We start from the raw sequence: 15,924 nt of genomic DNA on the forward strand, positions 1-15,924 counted from the left end.
TCGTTCGCCGGCCTTGAGCGTTCCCTCCGCCCGGCGGCGGCCGGGCGGGTCAGGCGCGTTCGCGCAGCGCGTGTCGCCACCCCCGCAGCAGCTCCCGCCAGCCCGCCGCCGGGGGGAGGACCGCGTACGCCCGGTCGAGCAGGTCGCCGCGCTCGGAGGCGCTGCCGGCCTGGTCCGCGAGCCGTTTCAGCGAGCGGGACAGCAGAGTGCTCAGCGCGCTCGGCGTGTCCGTCCGTCCGAACCGTTCGCCGGCCGGGAAACCGGGCCCCCAGCCCTCGGGCGGGCGGCCGGCCCACGCGTGCTCGCGCACCTCGGTGACCAGCCGGTCCCACGCCCCGCTGCCGACGAGGTGATGCCCGGACCTCCCGAGCAGCGCCAACCTGTGGTCTGCGTCGGCCAGTTGCTCCACCGTGGGGCCGGCGCCGCCCAGCCGGCCGGTGAGCACCCTGATCGCCGCGATGCGCGCGGTGTCGTAGTGCCGTGACGTCGTCGGCACCTCGTCGAGCACCGCGACGGCACGCGCCCGCTCGCCCCGGCGCAGATGCAGCCGGGCCAGCCCGAACGCCGCGCTGCCCTGCGTCCGGTCCCGCCGCCAGACCGCCTCGTAGTAGGCCTCGGTCTGATCCTCCGCCGCACCCCGGGACTCGGCGCAGTAGCCCAGGGCCAGCTTCGGCGCCGACTCCCCGGGCAGTGCGGCGTAGGTGGATTCGAACTCCCTCTCCGCACGCTCGACCTGATGTGCCGTCAGCAAGGTCAGGCCCCGGTGCCAGGAGATCCGCCAGTCGTACGCGCCGCTGCGCTCGCGGGCCCGGTCGAGCCACTGTGCGGCCTGTTCGGCGTCCCCGGCGTCGAGGTAGGCGCGGCACAGCCACAGCGAGGTCTCCACCGTGGCCAACGACGAGTCCCGGACGGCCCGTTCCGCGATCCGCTGCGGATCGCCGGACACCAGGCCGAGCAGCAGGGCGGCGGCGTCGTGCGGGTCGGGGACCGGCCGGGGCAGGGCCTTCGCGGTGTCCGCGGGAGCGGGCGCGCCGATGGGCAGCTCCGGCGTCACGCCGTCGGCGCGCTCGGTCCAGTGGTCCAGCGAGGCCACCGTGCCGAGCGCCGCGCCGAACACCGCCGCCGTCGGCTCGAACCGGGTGGAGCGCTCCGGGTACGGCTCGTGTCCGCTGAGCGCCAGGTGCTCGCGCAGCACCTCCCACAGCTGGCGGGACATCTCCGCCGCGGAGGCGAACCGGGCCTCCGGGTCCGTGTGGGTGGCCCGTGCGATCAGCGCCGCGAAGGAGCGGGCCGCCTGCCCGGTGGCCGGCTCGACGCGGGTGGCGAGGGTGGCCAGGGTGCGGCCGACGGTGAACAGGTCGCTGTCGACGTGGAAGCCCCGCCGGTCGCGTTCCCGCTTCGGCGGCGCGTAGTTGACCGTGCAGACCAGAGCGGAGGAGCGGTCGTCGGCACGGCGGATGGCCCCGAGGTCGATGACCTTGATGTCGCGCCCGTAGTGGATGACGTTGTCGGGCTTCATGTCGCAGTACAACAGCCCCTGTTGGTGCAGGTACTGGAGCGCGCCGAGGATCTTGCAGCCGTAGGTGATCACATGGCCGATGCTGAAGGCGCCACCGAACAGACGCGTCAGCTCCCCCTCGCCGGCGCGCCGGATCCAGTCGAGCGACCGTCCGCCGACGTACTCCATCACGATGTATCCGGTGGGCTCCGGCTCGCCGGGCGACCGGTGCTGCACATACGTGACGATGCGCACGATGTCCCGGTGGTGGAGCGTGGTCAGCGAGCGGCGCTCCTCCACGGCCGACCGGCGGGCGATCGCGTCACCGGTGTTGATCAGTCCCTTGAGGACGACGTGGAGGCCGGGCACCCGGGTGTCCTCCGCCAGGTAGACCCAGCCGAGGCCGCCCGCCGCGAGGTAGCCGAGCACCCGGTAGTGGCCGCCGACGTGGTCGCCGGGTTTCAGCCTCGGCTCGAAGGAGTACTCCCGGCCGCACCGGGGGCAGTAGCCGTGGGCGAGGGCGGGACCTCCCGGATACGCGAGCCCGATGGTGCCGGAGCAGTTGTCGACGCCGCAGCGCCGGCCGTCGGAGGGCGGGGTCGCGGTGGTGGTGACGGCATCCGTGGCGTCGGGTATGGGGATGTCCGGGAGGACGAGGAGACCGTCGTTGTCGAGTTCGACGGCGGCCGGCCCCGCGGCCCGGTGCGCGGGCTCGGCGGGTTCCACGACGGGCCGCTCGGGCAGGCCGGGGGCGGGGGGCCGCCGGTGGCAGCTGTCGCAGAAGCCGGTCACCATGATGCGGCCGCCGGCGCACCCGGGTCTCGGGCACGGCGTGCGGGAGGTCGTCGGGACCGTCATGACGCCGACGCACCCCCCTGCCGTCCGCGCGCGATCGCACGCTCGACAGCGCCGATGTACTCCGCCACGGCGGCCTCGGCGGCCCGGACGTCGCAGGGCCTGGCCCGGAGCAGCGTCTGCGCGTGGAGCCGGATGGCGTCCAGGTCCGCATCATCCTCCGTGCCTCGTGCGCAGGTCGCGTGCAGGACCTGGTAGGCGCGCATCCGTCCGTTCAGCTCGTCCAGCAGGTCGCTGAGACGGTCGAGCGTGCCGAGGATGCCGGTCAGCCGCCCGGCCAGCTCCGTGGCGCGGTGCTCGTACCGGGCGCGTTCCAGCCGAGGGCGGTCCCACGGGGTGGCCGCGTTCCCCGCCCTGATGGCGGCCAGTGTCAGGTAGGCCCGCACCAGGTACCCGCTGACGGCGTCGGACTCCTTCGCCAGAACTCTCGCCCTGCGGCGGCTCAGGGCCTGGGCCAGCGATTCGGTCACGTGCCTCAGCTGCGCCACGGCGTCGCCGTCCGGCCGCGGTTCCGGTTCGTCGACCAGTTCCCGCCGGGCCCGCCGGCAGAGGACGCCGTTGTGGCGGAACACCAGCAGCAGCCGGTTGCCGGCGGCGTACAGCGTCTTCAGCAGTTCCAGGAGGCCGGGCGGGTCCTCGGCTTCGTCGACGCCGACGACGACCAGGGTGAGGACGTCGCCCGCCTCCCTGATCCGCTGGTCCACCGGCTCGGCCGGATGCTGCCACACGCCCATGCGCTTGAGGATCCGCTCCCCGACCTCGGCGGAGCTGCGCCCTGTCGCGTCCACGGCCAGATCGTGGTCGCCGGCCGAGGGAATCGTGTCGGGCGGGTCGCCGGAGACCCTGTCGACGGACGCCGCGGTGCGCAGCTCCCGGTCGGCCAGGGTGATGGCACGGCGCAGGGTGGCGTCGCGCACCTTGTCGTTCTCGTGGACGACGCTGATCTTCACGCGGCTGCCGTCGTCCCGGAGCCAGCGGGCGAGGCGCTGGGCGAACTTCCGGTCGAAGGTCTGCGCCGCGTCCTCGAGCGTCGACCTGAGACGGTCGTCGACCGCTTCCCTGCCCTCGACCCGGTCGGCGAGCTGAGGAAGGTGGCGGACGATGGTCTCGGCCGGGCTCATGAAGGAGAACCCGTTTCCGTGCTCGTCCCGCACGCTGCTGAGGAGCATCCCGATGACCTTGCCGGTCCGGACGTCCATCACGCCGGAGCCGCTGCATCCCGGACTGGCGACCTCGCCGCCCGTGAGCGGGCGCAACTGGACCTGTCCGTCCCGCCCGCAGGCGCCGAGGACGGTCGCCCCGAACCAGATGCCACCGTTGTGCCCGACCGGGAAGCCGTACGTCTGCACCTCGCGGTGGGACGCGGCGACCCGGTGAAGGCGCGTCGTCTCGTGATCCGGCCTGGGCCGGTCGAGCCTCAGCAGCGCCACATCGCCGCTGGGATCGCCGTCGGCGTCCCACCGGCCGGGCACATAGGCGTCCTCGTCGACCCCGGCTCCCACCGAGGGCACCTCGCCACCGGACGCCGCGCCGACGAACTCCGCGGTGTATCGCGCGTGTCTGTCCTTCGCCACATGGGCGCAGGTCAGCACCCGATCGGGGCTCAGCAGGATTCCTGTGCCGGTGATCTCCCCGTCCGCACGCCGAATGCGAACCGCCCAGAGAGGCGTGCGGATTGACGAACCATCATCGACTCCCCCGTCGACCGTCATAGCACGACTATACGAGCGGGTGGTCCTGGCGCATACTGGGGCGACACGAGATCAACAGGTCTACTGGGGAGGCATGTTGACGAACGGGCCGGGCTTCGTGGGGCTGACCGAGGTGATCAGCCAGATCAGGGGCGAACTGGAGCGGGCCCGCGACGAGGCGCAGGGCCGCGATCTCGGCTTCACCGTCGAGAACGTGAGCCTGACGTTCACCGTCCAGGTCCACCAGTCCGGGACGGGCCGCGGCGGCGTCCACATCGGCGTCGTGACGGCCGAACTCGGCGGGACGATCGACCGTCAGACGACCCATCAGGTCCAGGTCGACCTGAAACCCGAGACACGGGCGGGCGGCCGGGTCTCGGTGAGCCGACAGGGGGAGCCGAGCGCACAGCGGGGCTGACGGTGAGGGGGGGAGGGGAGCCCAGGGGGCGTGCCCCCGGCCTCCCGATCCCGGCCTGGGGCGCCACCCCGGCCCCGGTCGCCAGGTCCGATCCCCGGCCCCGACCCCCGCCCCGGTCGGCTACTCGCTCGCCTTCGGCACATCCCAGCGCGCCAGATCCCTCAGCCAGGTTCGGGCCGTCGAGTCGGACGGAGCTCGCCAGTCACCCCGGGGGGAGAGGGAGCCGCCGGCCGACACCTTCGGGCCGTTCGGCATGGCGGAGCGCTTGAACTGGGCGAAGCCGAAGAAGCGGCGGCAGAAGTACTCCAGCCAGTGCCAGATCTCCGGCAACTCGTACGCCGTCCGCTCGTTCTCCGGGAACCCGGGCGGCCACGCGCCCGCGTCCTTCTCCCGCCACGCGTGCCAGGCCAGGAAGCCGATCTTCGACGGGCGGAAGCCGTAGCGCAGCACGTGGAAGAGGGTGAAGTCGTGCAGCGCGTACGGGCCGATCTTCGACTCGGTGGACTGCAGCTCCTCGCCAGGCACCAGCTCCGGGCTGATCTCGGTGTCGAGGATCGCCGTCAGCGTGTCGTTGGTCTCCTCGTCGAACTGCCCGCTGCTCACGACCCAGCGGATCAGATGCTGGATCAGCGTCTTCGGCACACCGGAGTTGACGTTGTAGTGGCTCATCTGGTCGCCGACGCCGTACGTGCACCAGCCGAGCGCCAGCTCCGACAGGTCGCCGGTGCCGAGCACGATCCCGCCGCGCTGGTTGGCCAGCCGGAAGAGGTAGTCGGTGCGCAGTCCGGCCTGCACGTTCTCGAACGTCACGTCGTACACCGGCTCGCCCGAGGAGAAGGGGTGGCCCATCTCCTTGAGCATCAGCCGGGCCGTCGGCGTGATGTCCAGCTCCGCCGCGGTCACACCCAGCGCGCGCATCAGCTTGTGGGCGTTGCCCTTGGTGTGCTCGCCGGTGGCGAAACCGGGCAGCGTGAAAGCCAGGATGTCGCTGCGGGGTCGTCCGGCGCGGTCCATGGCCCGGGCGGCGACGATCAGCGCGTGCGTGGAGTCGAGACCGCCCGACACGCCGATGACGACCTTCGGGCCGCCGATCGCCGCCAGCCGCTGCTGCAACCCCGCGACCTGGATGTTGTACGCCTCGTAGCAGTCCTGCGCGAGACGCTCGGGGTCGGCCGGCACGAACGGGAACCGCTCCACCCGCCGGCGCAGCCCGAGGTCCGTCCTGGGGGCGTCGAGGCGGAACGGCACCTGTCGGAAGCCGCCGGTGCGCGCGGCGTGCACCCGGCGGTTGTCGTCGAACGTGCCCATCCGGTGGCGTTCCTGCCGCAACAGGTCGAGGTCCACGTCGGCCACCGCGCACTGGTCGTCCTGCGGGAAACGGTCCGTCTCGGCGAGCAGCACGCCGTTCTCGTAGATCATGGTCTGGCCGTCCCAGGACAGGTCCGTGGTCGACTCGCCCAGACCGGCCGCCGCGTAGACGTACGCGGCGAGGCAGCGGGAGGACGCCGAGCGGCACAGCAGCTTGCGGTCCTCGGCCCGCCCGACGGTGATCGGGCTGCCGGACAGGTTGAGCAGGACGGTCGCCCCGGCCAGCGCCGCCTCCGCGCTCGGCGGCACCGGCACCCACATGTCCTCGCAGATCTCCGCGTGCAGCACCAGACCGGGGACGTCCTCGGCCGCGAACAGCAGGTCCGGGCCGAACGGCACGCTCGCGCCGCCGAGAACGATCGTCCCGCCGCGCTCGTCGTCGCCGGCGGCGATCTGGCGCTTCTCGTAGAACTCCCGGTAGTTCGGCAGGTACGACTTGGGCGCGACGCCGAGGATCCGGCCCCGGTGCACGATCACCGCGCAGTTGTAGATCCGGTGGCGGTGACGCAGCGGGGCGCCGACCACGAGCACCGGCAGCAGGTCCGCCGAGCCGGCCACCACCGCCAGGAGCGCTTCTTCGACCTCGTCGAGCAGGGCGTCCTGGAGAAGCAGGTCCTCGATCGAGTAGCCGCACAGGCCCAGCTCGGGGAAGAGGGCGACCGCGACCCCCTCCTCCGAGCACCGGCGTGCCTGCCGCAGGACCGCCTCGGCGTTGGCGTTCGGCTCGGCGATGGCCGCGTGGCCGGTACACGCGGCGACACGCGCGAAGCCGTGTTCGTAGATCGACCCGAAGTTGCTCATGCAAGTTCCCTTTCCCGGCACAGCTCTCTCAAGGAGGTCCCGGTCCCATTGTGATCAGCGTGTGATGCGGCGGCCCGAGGGGTTCACGGCGATCTTCATGCGCCGAGCCTAGACGGCGGCGGCGGTGTCGTCGTCACGCGGTCGGCGTAACCCCTGTGGTGGCCGGTCCGCGGCGGCCGGAGGGTCGGGAGCAGGCCGGTGCAAGGGCCACTGAGGGGCGGAGTCCCGGGAGCGGCAGGTGCACAACCCGGAGGGCCGGAGGGAGCACGATGCGACGACGCTATCCCCCCATCGGGGACCACGGGCTGGTCGGCGATCTCCAGACGGCGGCCCTGGTCTCCTCCGAGGGCGTGGTCGACTGGTTCTGCGCACCGCGCTTCGACTCGCCGAGCCTCTTCGCCGCACTGCTGGACCACGACCGCGGCGGCCACTTCGCCGTCAGCGTCGAAGGCGACGACGTCACCACCCGCCAGCTCTACCTGGCCGACACCGCCGTACTCGTCACCCGTTTCCTCACCCCCGGCGGGGTGGGCGAGGTCATCGACTTCATGCCGGTCGACCGGCCGGAGACCGCCACCGACCGGCGCACGCTCGTCCGGATCATGCGGGTCACCCGCGGCCGGATCCGCTTCACGCTGAGCTGCCGACCCCGCTTCGACTACGCCCGCGCAGGCCACCGCCTCGACCTGCGCCCGGACACGGCGCTCTTCGCCGGCCCCGGCTCCGACGCGTACCTCCAGACCGCCGGGCCGATCACCCTCGAAGCGGACGGCGGCGACGTACGGGCCGCCGTCGAGCTCGGACACGGCGAGCGGGCCGCCGTCGTCCTCACCGTCGGCGCGACCGGGACGCCGCCGCCCGCCACGCCCACCGCCGACAGTCTGCGGGAGGAGTTCGACGCGACCCGCGGATACTGGTACCGCTGGGTCCGCCGCAGCCGCTACCGGGGCCGCTGGCAGGACATGGTCCACCGCTCCGCCATCACCCTCAAGCTCCTCACCTACGCCCCCACCGGCGCACCCGTCGCGGCGGCGACGGCGGGCCTGCCCGAACAGCCGGGCGGCGAGCGCAACTGGGACTACCGCTACACCTGGGTGCGGGACGCCTCCCTGTCGATGCGGGCCCTGCTCGGCCTGGGCTTCACCGACGAGGCGCAGGCTTTTCGCCGCTGGCTCGGCGCACGGCTCCAGGAGGGCCGCACGGTCACCGGTGAGCCTTTGCAGATCATGTACCGGATCGACGGCGACCCCCGTCTCGCCGAGGAGACCCTCGACCATCTGGAGGGCTACCGCGGCTCGTCCCCCGTCCGCATCGGCAACAACGCCGCCGGGCAGCTCCAACTGGACATCTACGGCGAGGCCGTCCACGCCCTGTCCGGCACCGACGACATCACGCACATCGCCGGCTACGACGGCTGGCTGGCCCTGTCCGGCCTGCTGGACTGGCTGACGCAGAACTGGGACCGGCCCGACGAGGGCATCTGGGAGACACGGGGCGGCCGGCAGGACTTCACCTACAGCCGTCTGATGTGCTGGACGGCGTTCGATCGGGGCATCCGCCTCGCCCGGGACTTCGCCCGCCCCGCCGACCTCGCCGGCTGGACCGCCGCCCGCGACACCGTCCTCCACCAGGTCATGGACCGCGGATGGAGTGAGAGCCGCGGGGCGTTCGTCCAGCACTACGGCAGCGAGGTACTCGACGCCTCGCTGCTGCTCATGCCGGCGGTCGGTTTCGTCGCCCCGCGTGACCCGCGCTGGCTGTCCACCCTGGACGCCATGGAGGCCGACCTGGTCTCCGACAGCCTCGTCTACCGCTACGACCCGGCCGCCTCACCCGACGGCCTGCGCGGCGGCGAGGGCACCTTCTCACTGTGCAGCTTCCTCTACGTGGACGCGCTCGCCCGCTCCGGACGCGTGGACACGGCACGGTACGCCTTCGACAAGATGCTCACCTACGCCAACCATGTCGGGCTGTTCGCCGAGGAGATCGGGCTGACGGGCGAGCAACTCGGCAACTTCCCGCAGGCGTTCACCCACCTGGCGCTGATCGGGGCCGCCCTCGCCCTCGACGAGGAGCTGGACCGGGCGGAAAGCTGAACCCGCCCGGTCCGGGAGGCCGTTCAGGCGTGGCTCACACCGAACCCGCCAAGCCCGCCGGGCTCGTCAGGCCCGCCCGTCAGGCCCTTACAGCTCACCGCGTCCGTCGTGTTCGTCGTCGAGGTCGAACATGTCGCTGTACACGTCGCCCACGTACGCGTCGCCCGGCTGTACGGCCTCTTCCGGCCCCGGGCCCCGCTCGTCCATGAACCGCACGGAGGGCCCGCCGAACGGGCGCCGCAGCACGCCCCTCGCCCGGTACAGGGGCGTCAGCTCGCCCTGCGAGAGGATGCGGGTGCTGACGCCGGACCCGCCGGCCCACTCGAGGCGGGCCCTGGCCGTCAGGGCGTCCCAGCCGAGCGCCGTCGCGTCCGCGGTGGTCCGCAGCCGGGCGCTGTCGGTGCGGGAGTCGGAGATCAGCACCGTGCTCCACCCCGCGTGCACCACCTCGGTGACCACGGCGTGGCGAGCCGGCCACTTCTTCTCCCGGCGGCGCGCCTTCATCTCCTCCTCGATCTCGCCGATGTTCTCGATCTCCTCGGACCAGCAGTCGACGGCCCGGAAGAGCACCGCGCCGGCCCTGGTGAACCGCACGTCGATGCCGCCGCCCGCGGTGACGGCCGGAGCGCCGCCCGACGCCGTGACGGCCGACGAAACGTCGACGGCTCCCTCGGACCGGTGCTCGTAGAGCGGGCTGGCGCCGGGACGCACACGCGGCTGCCACCCGATGCCCCACTCCTCCAGGGACGCCTTCCGCTCGAACTGCCCACCGCGGAACACGCCGATGTCACCGAGCCGCACCTCGCTGTCGGGAAACCAGGTGGCCTGAAAGCCGAAAGCCCTGCGCAATTCGCGTACATATCCCTTGTGTTTGTGCATCACATCCCCCGATCGCACGGGATCCTTTGGAATCCCGGTGAGTGTGGAGTCGAATGGAGTCGAACGTGCCGGCGCGCCGACGCTATATCAAGGGACCCTCATCATGGACCGGTTGACGGTTTTGTCGATACGCCAGGGCCAGTTCGTGTACGACGGTGAGCGCGGCCTGCCGTCGGCGTGGACCTGGACGCTGGAGAGGCCGGGCGGCGCGCCGGTGCTGACGCACACCGTACGGCTGGACCGGATCCCCGGTGGCCGGCAGGCTCTCGCGGACCTCCGCCGGCTGCCGCAGCGGATCCGGGAACTGCGGGCGCGGAACCCCGATGACCTGGACGGCATCGAGGACGAGTTGCGCCGGGCGGGGGAGTGGCTGGCCGGCGAGGGCCTGGGCGGGCTGGCGAAGGAGCTGGCGGACGTGGGAGAGGTCGCCATGCGACTGCCGCCCGAGCTGGCCGAGCTCGAGGCGCTGCCCTGGGAACTCGCCCTGGTGCGGGGGGAGTCGCTGACCCCGGAACCCGGCGTGCCGCTGGCCCTGCACCGCACGACCCTGGTGAGGGGCGTCCGGGCGTCTCCGCGCGGTCGTACCGGGGCGGTCGCCGGCCGGAGGCTGCGCGTCCTGGCGTTGTTCAGTCTCGCCGAGGGGACGCTTCCCCTGGACCTGACCGCCCACCGGGACGCCCTGCGCGCGGCCGTCCTGGCCGGCACCGCCGGCCGGGAGGTCGCGGCCCACGTCAGAACCCTCCAGTTCGGTGTCGGGCCGACGGCGCTCGGTGAGACGGTCGGTGAGGACGGAGACTGGGACGTGGTCCACATCGTGTGCCACGGCCTGCCGGGCGGGCTACTGCTCGAACGAGACCAGACGGGACTTTCGAAACGCGCCCTACGGGAGGACGAGGGCGACCGGAGCGGCGGGGGCAGCCCGTCGGTCGTCGGCGCGGGGGAGGTCGGACGACTGCTGGCCGCCGCCCGGGGGAGGCTCAAGCTGCTCTGTCTGACGGCCTGTTGGTCGGGCGGCGAGGACCCCGCGCGGAGTACCGGCCGCCCGATGACGTCCCTCGCCGCGACGCTGGCCGACGAACTCGACTGTGCGGTGGTGGCGATGCGCTTCCCGGTGGGCAACGACTTCGCCGTCCGTTTCGACGCCGCTCTGTATCAGGGGCTGTTGGGGAAGGGATGGCCGCTGCCCGCGGCGTTGCGGTACGCGCTGCGCACGGCGGCCGACGATCCCGACCTGCCCGAACGTGCCCTGCCGCTGCTGTCGGCGTGCACCCCGGTGCTGTTCGGGACCGACGCGCCCTGCCTGACGCTAGCTCAGGAAGACTTACTGCTCGGCCCGTTCGACGCTCCTGGCCTGAACATGGCCGGACCGCTGCCGGATCCGCCCGAGCCGTTCGTCGCCCGCGAGCAGGAGATGAGCGCCGCACGCGCGGCCACCTCCCCGTCCGGGGCGAGCCGCGGCGCCGTACTGCACGGGGCCGCGGGACTCGGTTCGACGTCCTGCGCCGCCGTCCTGGCACACCGGCACCAGCAGGAGATCTCCCCGGTCCTGTGGCACCCGCGTCCCGAATGGGCGCCGCCGGTCCACGACGGCGGCGCGGCTGCGGGCCGTCCGCCCGCCCATCCCCACTCCGTCGACGGCTTCCTGGCACACCTGGCCCATCGGCTGCCGGCCTGCGAGGACACTCTGGACGCCGCGCGGGAGGAGGGCCGGCCCGCACCGGTCGAGGCGGCCGTCGGCTGTCTCGCCGGACGGCCGGACCTGCTCCTCGTGCTGGACGGAGTCGACCGTCTGCTGCGCCAGGACCCCTGCTGGCCTCCCCTCCTCGAGGCCCTCGCCGGGACGGCGGACACGCCGCGGATCCTCCTCACCTCCCGTACCGAACTGCCCGGCATCGCAGCGTCCTTGCTCCGCGTGCGGCTCGAGCCGCTGCCGCCGGCGCGACTGCTGCCGCTGCTGACCGCCGCCGCCCCCCGGCTCCGGGCGCTCCTCGACGGCAACGACGAACTCGCCTGGTGCGCCTACGACATCGCGGCCGGCAATCCGGGGCTGCTCGTCGAGGCGGACCGAGCGGCGATCCGGCGACAGGACTTGAGAAATTGGGTGCGAATTCACGGCGATGACTGACCGATTGGCGTACGGTCCCGCGCGTTCTGTTCAAAACGGGGGTGGGTTCTTCCGACGGCCCTACTCTGCTGCCACGGGCTCACGCCCGATTCCGATGGCAGGCTGCAGGGGGGAACCGAGCCGTGACGGGGGACGATTGCGTCCTGATGTCCGTGAGCGACTTCGCCGTGGACGAACGCGGAGTGCCTCGCTGGACCTGGCGGTGCAGCCCTCCCGGCCACGAACGGGCGTTCACGCACACGGTCGCCCTCGGGGGAAGCGTGAAGGACCACCGCTTCCTGTACGACCCGCACGGCTTCGTCCGCGACGAACACGCCGACCCCCCGACCGCCGACAAGATCGTCAGCCGGCAGGGTGAGTGGCTGCGCGACAAGGTCCTCGGCGAGAGGCTGTGGACCGTCCTCGCGAACTCGGCTTCGCACGGCACCGGAGTGATCCGGCTGGTGCTGCGCGCGGACCGGCCCGAGTGGGAGATCGCCCGCTACCCGCTGGGACTGGCGGCGGACCTCGACGGGCCCCTCGTCGACCGGGGACTGACCTTCGTCATCGAGCCGACGACGGCCGACGTCAACGCGGCCGCGCGGCTCTCCCCGGCGGAGATCCGGGACGAGGCGGCCCTCCCGGTCCATGTGATAGGGGCGTTCCACCACCCCGGCGGCGAGGACACCGTCGACCTGCGGGCCGAACAGCGTGGTGTCCTCACCACCGTCCGGGACATCGGCCGCGACGAACAGGCCGACATCACCACACAGACCCTCTCCCACCGGCTGACCCACACCGAGCTGCGCGGCCAGCTGGAACACGCCAGTCGTCCGCACCCCACGACCGGCCTCTGGCAGCTCATCCTGCACCTCGCCGCGCCGGGACCGCTCGGGGGGTGGGTGGCCGACGACGGCAAAGGCCGCCAGCCGGCGCTCACCGCCGAAACCCTCATCGACATGCTGCGATCGGCCGACCCCTACCGAATACTGCGGCTGGCCGTGATCAGCGGCCGCCCGGCCGACCCCTCCCAGGCCGACCTCATGGCGGCCTTCGGCGTCGAAGCCGCGTCCCCCCGAGCCGCCGCCCCGCTCACCCCGGCCGCCCGCGCCACGCAGGCCGTCCCCGCCCGGGCCGACGGTGGACCGGCAGCCGACCGGCTGGCCGCCGACCTCGCCCGTCTGCACGGCTGTGCCGTCCTCGCCTTCCGGCACCCCATCGACGACTCGGCGGCCGTGCGGATCCTCACGTCCCTCTACCGCAAGCTCCTGCATCGGGAACTCCCACTGCCCCGGGCCCTCGCCCTGGCGATCGCGGACCACCGCGAAGCGATCACCGGCCTCGACGCGATCTCGCCGGTCCTCTACGGCGCGGCAGCCACCGACCTGACCGTGCACAAGCGCCCCCTGACGGCGTACCGCAGGACGCCGCCCAAACTGCTCCCCTCCCCGCCCGACCGGCTGCTGGGACACCACGACGCCATGGAACTGGGCGACGCGATCATCGGGCCCGGACCCCGGTGCAAGAAGAACGGCATCGTCCTCCACGGCATGGAGGGCGTCGGCAAGAGCGCCTGCGCCGCTGAACTGATCAACCAGCACGCCGATCTCTACCGGCGGATCCTGCACCACCCCGCCGAGCCCTGGCCCGAGGACCCGGGCGAGGCGCTGGAGGGCTTCCTCGACGCGCTGATCAGGTGCTTCAGCGAGATCGAGGACCACTATCGCAGCGAGAGGGGGCGCGTCCCCTCCGCGGCCGACCTGGTCACCGACCCACGCGAGCTCACCCGGTTCTGCGACCTGCTCACCGCGTATCTGACGAACAACCGAAGTCACAACCACCTCGTGTACCTGCAGGGCGTCGGCCCCCTGCTCAACGACCTCGTCGACGACACGCCCACGCAGCCCGGACGGCCCGCGCCCGACCCCTGGCGGCATCCCGGCTGGCACAAGGTGATCAGCGCCCTGACCGACCGCGAGGCCGTCGGCTTCCGGCTGATCATGACGAGCCCGCGCCCCATCCCGCTGAAGAACATGGAGTCCGTACCCGTGCGGCTGCTGTCCCCGCGCGAGGCCTTCCGGTACGCCAGAAGCCTGCCGCACCTGGGCGACTTCATCGACCGCGCCGCGCGGGACCCGGACGAGCGCGGGCTCGTCGAGCGGATACTGCACGCGACCGAAGGCCACCCCGCCCTGCTCGGCCTCGCCGACTCCGCCGCCGGCAAAGGCGCCGACGCGCTGCGCCGACTCGTCGAGGACGGCTGCACGGCGACCGCCGACGACCAGCGCATCCAGGACCGGCTCGGCGCCTGGGCCCGCGACGCCATCGACCGGCTCGCCCCGGACGACGGCTCCCGCGACCTCCTCTTCGTGCTGTGCCGGCTCAGCGCCGTGCACCGCGTCCTCGTCGCCCGCGCGGACGACCCGTGCGCCACGTCCCTGCTGGCCGTCGTCTGGGCCGGCGTGCGCAGCCGCCCGCTGGAGCGCGACGACGTCGTCGCCGACATCCGCCGGCTGCTGACCGGCCTCCGGGACGAGAACCTCATCCACCTGGCCGAGTCGACCGACGGGCGCAGACTGACGGTGCGGATCCATCCGGCGGTGGTGCGGGCCGCCAGGACCGCACAGCACACCGGCACCGCAGGCCAGGACGGCGCGGCCCGCCTGCGCGACCTCGCGCGGGTCGCCGCCGACCACACCGAGGGGCTCGTCCGGGAGGCGTTCCGCAACCGCTCCTACGGCCGCTCGGCCGACCTCCAGTTCCTGATCCCCGAAGCCCTGCCCTACCTGGAGAGCGTCGAACGCTGGGACCTGTGCCTGGAGTTCGTCGGCGGCCTGCTCAGCCGCGCGCCGACGGGACACGTGCAGGACGAGGTCAAGCGCCTGCTGCGAAGAATCAGCGGCCGGGCGGGACTGGAGCCCGCCCAACTCGCCCTGGCCGACCGGCTGCTGAAGACCGCGGAGAAGACCGCCGACGGCACCGGCCCGCCCGTCCCGGCCGCCGCCTCCCTCGTCGCCGACGCGCCCGGAACCCCGCGGGCCGACCTGAGGCTCGCCGCTGTCACCCAGGCGCTGTACGTGCGTGGACTGCGTGAGTGCGGACACCTGAGCGAGGCCCGGAAAGCGGGCGAGGAGTTCCTGCGGGATCTGGGCGCCGGCGCGCAGGACAGTGAGCAAGCCGCCCTGCTGAAGGTCGAGTTGCTGCGCGTACTGCGTGACCTCGGGGCATGGCGGGAGGTCCTCGAACGTGTCGGCCTGGTCTTCGACACGCTCGTCCCGGCCCGCTGGACCGCCGGCGTCGACCAGTACAGCCGCCACGGCGACGGTGAGACCCTGCGCAAGGACCTCTTCGCCCTGCGCCGCGACTGTGAGTTGCTCCTCGCCGAGCACGCCGAGCACGCCGTCGAGGACAAACTGGAGGACGACCGGCCCGGTCCCCGCCGGGCGCGGGCCCGCGCCGACCACCTCACCCTGGAACGCTACGCACGGCGCGAGGACCCGGCGGGCCTGGCCGCACACCGCCACCGGGTGGAAGGCGTTCTGCTGGGCCTCGACGACCACGCCGACCGTCCTGAACTGCATCTGCTGGAAGAGCGATTGGGCACCTGGCTGGGGGCCGCCGAGGGGCACGGCGACGAGGCGCTGCGGGCCATGACGAAGAGCGCCCTGGCACGCGTGCTCCGCCTGCGCGCCGGAGCCCTTCCCGAAGCCGACGACGGCTGGTGCAGGATCCGCAAGCAAGCCCTCAGCCTCGAACACGAAGCCCTGCGCAGGCTCTACAAGTCGGGCACCCCGATGGACGTGGGCGCCTGCCATCTGCGCATCCGGGACGACCAGTCGGGCTGTCCCCGTCCGGAGATCCGCGCGCTCGCGCTGTTCCATCACCTGTTCGTGCTGCTGGTCGGCGAACTCACCCACGCTCACGCCCTGAGAGAGGGCGCGGCGCTGAATGACGAACAGAGGGCCGCGATGCGGGAGTTCACCTCGGCCTGTCCCGACACGACGGAAGCACTCTGCGCGGACCTGCGCGACGACCCGACCGGCGGGAAGGAAGGCGGAGCGCGTTCGCTCATCGACCCCGCGACCCTGCTGTCCGGGCTGGCCGGGCCCGGCCGGCCCGGCGGGGAACGACTGCGGTCCATCTGGCAGCGCGTTCTCGAAGCGTTCCGGTCCGATATGGAAGGCCGTTGAGAAGAAAGGGACTTGAGGAGCAAG

The 15,924-nt window shown here is 72.6% G+C and carries 8 protein-coding genes; 4 read left to right on the forward strand and 4 right to left on the reverse strand.

Annotated elements, in window-relative coordinates; translation table 11 throughout:
- Nucleotides 1–49: 49 nt before the first annotated feature.
- Complete coding sequence (locus ACIOC0_RS04100) at nucleotides 50–2,356, reverse strand: tetratricopeptide repeat protein (RefSeq protein WP_402152134.1); 2,307 nt, start codon at nucleotides 2,354–2,356, stop codon at nucleotides 50–52.
- Nucleotides 2,353–4,065, reverse strand: coding sequence for a trypsin-like serine peptidase (locus ACIOC0_RS04105; protein ID WP_402152137.1), 1,713 nt, complete (start codon nucleotides 4,063–4,065; stop codon nucleotides 2,353–2,355). The genes ACIOC0_RS04100 and ACIOC0_RS04105 overlap by 4 nt, the downstream gene beginning before the upstream one ends.
- Nucleotides 4,066–4,138: 73 nt before the next feature.
- On the opposite strand from ACIOC0_RS04105, the gene ACIOC0_RS04110 reads away from it, so the two are divergent.
- Nucleotides 4,139–4,462, forward strand: a complete 324-nt coding sequence (locus ACIOC0_RS04110) for a trypco2 family protein (RefSeq protein ID WP_356683699.1) — start codon at nucleotides 4,139–4,141, stop codon at nucleotides 4,460–4,462.
- Between the two features lie 120 nt (nucleotides 4,463–4,582).
- Here the strand turns inward: ACIOC0_RS04110 and ACIOC0_RS04115 are convergent, their stop codons facing one another.
- Entirely contained in the window at nucleotides 4,583–6,631 is a 2,049-nt protein-coding gene (locus ACIOC0_RS04115) for an NAD(+) synthase (protein WP_402152140.1), read from the reverse strand.
- A gap of 269 nt (nucleotides 6,632–6,900) precedes the next feature.
- Here ACIOC0_RS04115 and ACIOC0_RS04120 point away from each other — a divergent pair, with 269 nt between their 5' ends.
- The gene (locus tag ACIOC0_RS04120; RefSeq protein WP_402152143.1) at nucleotides 6,901–8,727 is read left to right on the forward strand and encodes a glycoside hydrolase family 15 protein; all 1,827 of its coding nucleotides are present in this window, start codon (nucleotides 6,901–6,903) and stop codon (nucleotides 8,725–8,727) included.
- A gap of 87 nt (nucleotides 8,728–8,814) precedes the next feature.
- On the opposite strand, the gene ACIOC0_RS04125 is transcribed toward ACIOC0_RS04120, so the two are convergent.
- Entirely contained in the window at nucleotides 8,815–9,576 is a 762-nt protein-coding gene (locus tag ACIOC0_RS04125) for a hypothetical protein (protein WP_402152146.1), read from the reverse strand.
- Between the two features lie 142 nt (nucleotides 9,577–9,718).
- Here ACIOC0_RS04125 and ACIOC0_RS04130 point away from each other — a divergent pair, with 142 nt between their 5' ends.
- Nucleotides 9,719–11,731 (forward strand): CHAT domain-containing protein, encoded by a 2,013-nt coding sequence (locus ACIOC0_RS04130; RefSeq protein ID WP_402152149.1) that lies wholly within the window; start codon nucleotides 9,719–9,721, stop codon nucleotides 11,729–11,731.
- Nucleotides 11,732–11,853: 122 nt separating this feature from the next.
- Nucleotides 11,854–15,900 carry a hypothetical protein gene (locus ACIOC0_RS04135; protein ID WP_402152152.1) on the forward strand — a complete coding sequence of 1,349 codons (4,047 nt, stop codon included), beginning with the start codon at nucleotides 11,854–11,856 and terminating at the stop codon, nucleotides 15,898–15,900.
- The last annotated feature ends 24 nt before the right edge of the window (nucleotides 15,901–15,924 follow it).

Source organism: Streptomyces sp. NPDC088254 (genome assembly GCF_044740925.1).
Lineage (GTDB): Bacteria > Actinomycetota > Actinomycetes > Streptomycetales > Streptomycetaceae > Streptomyces.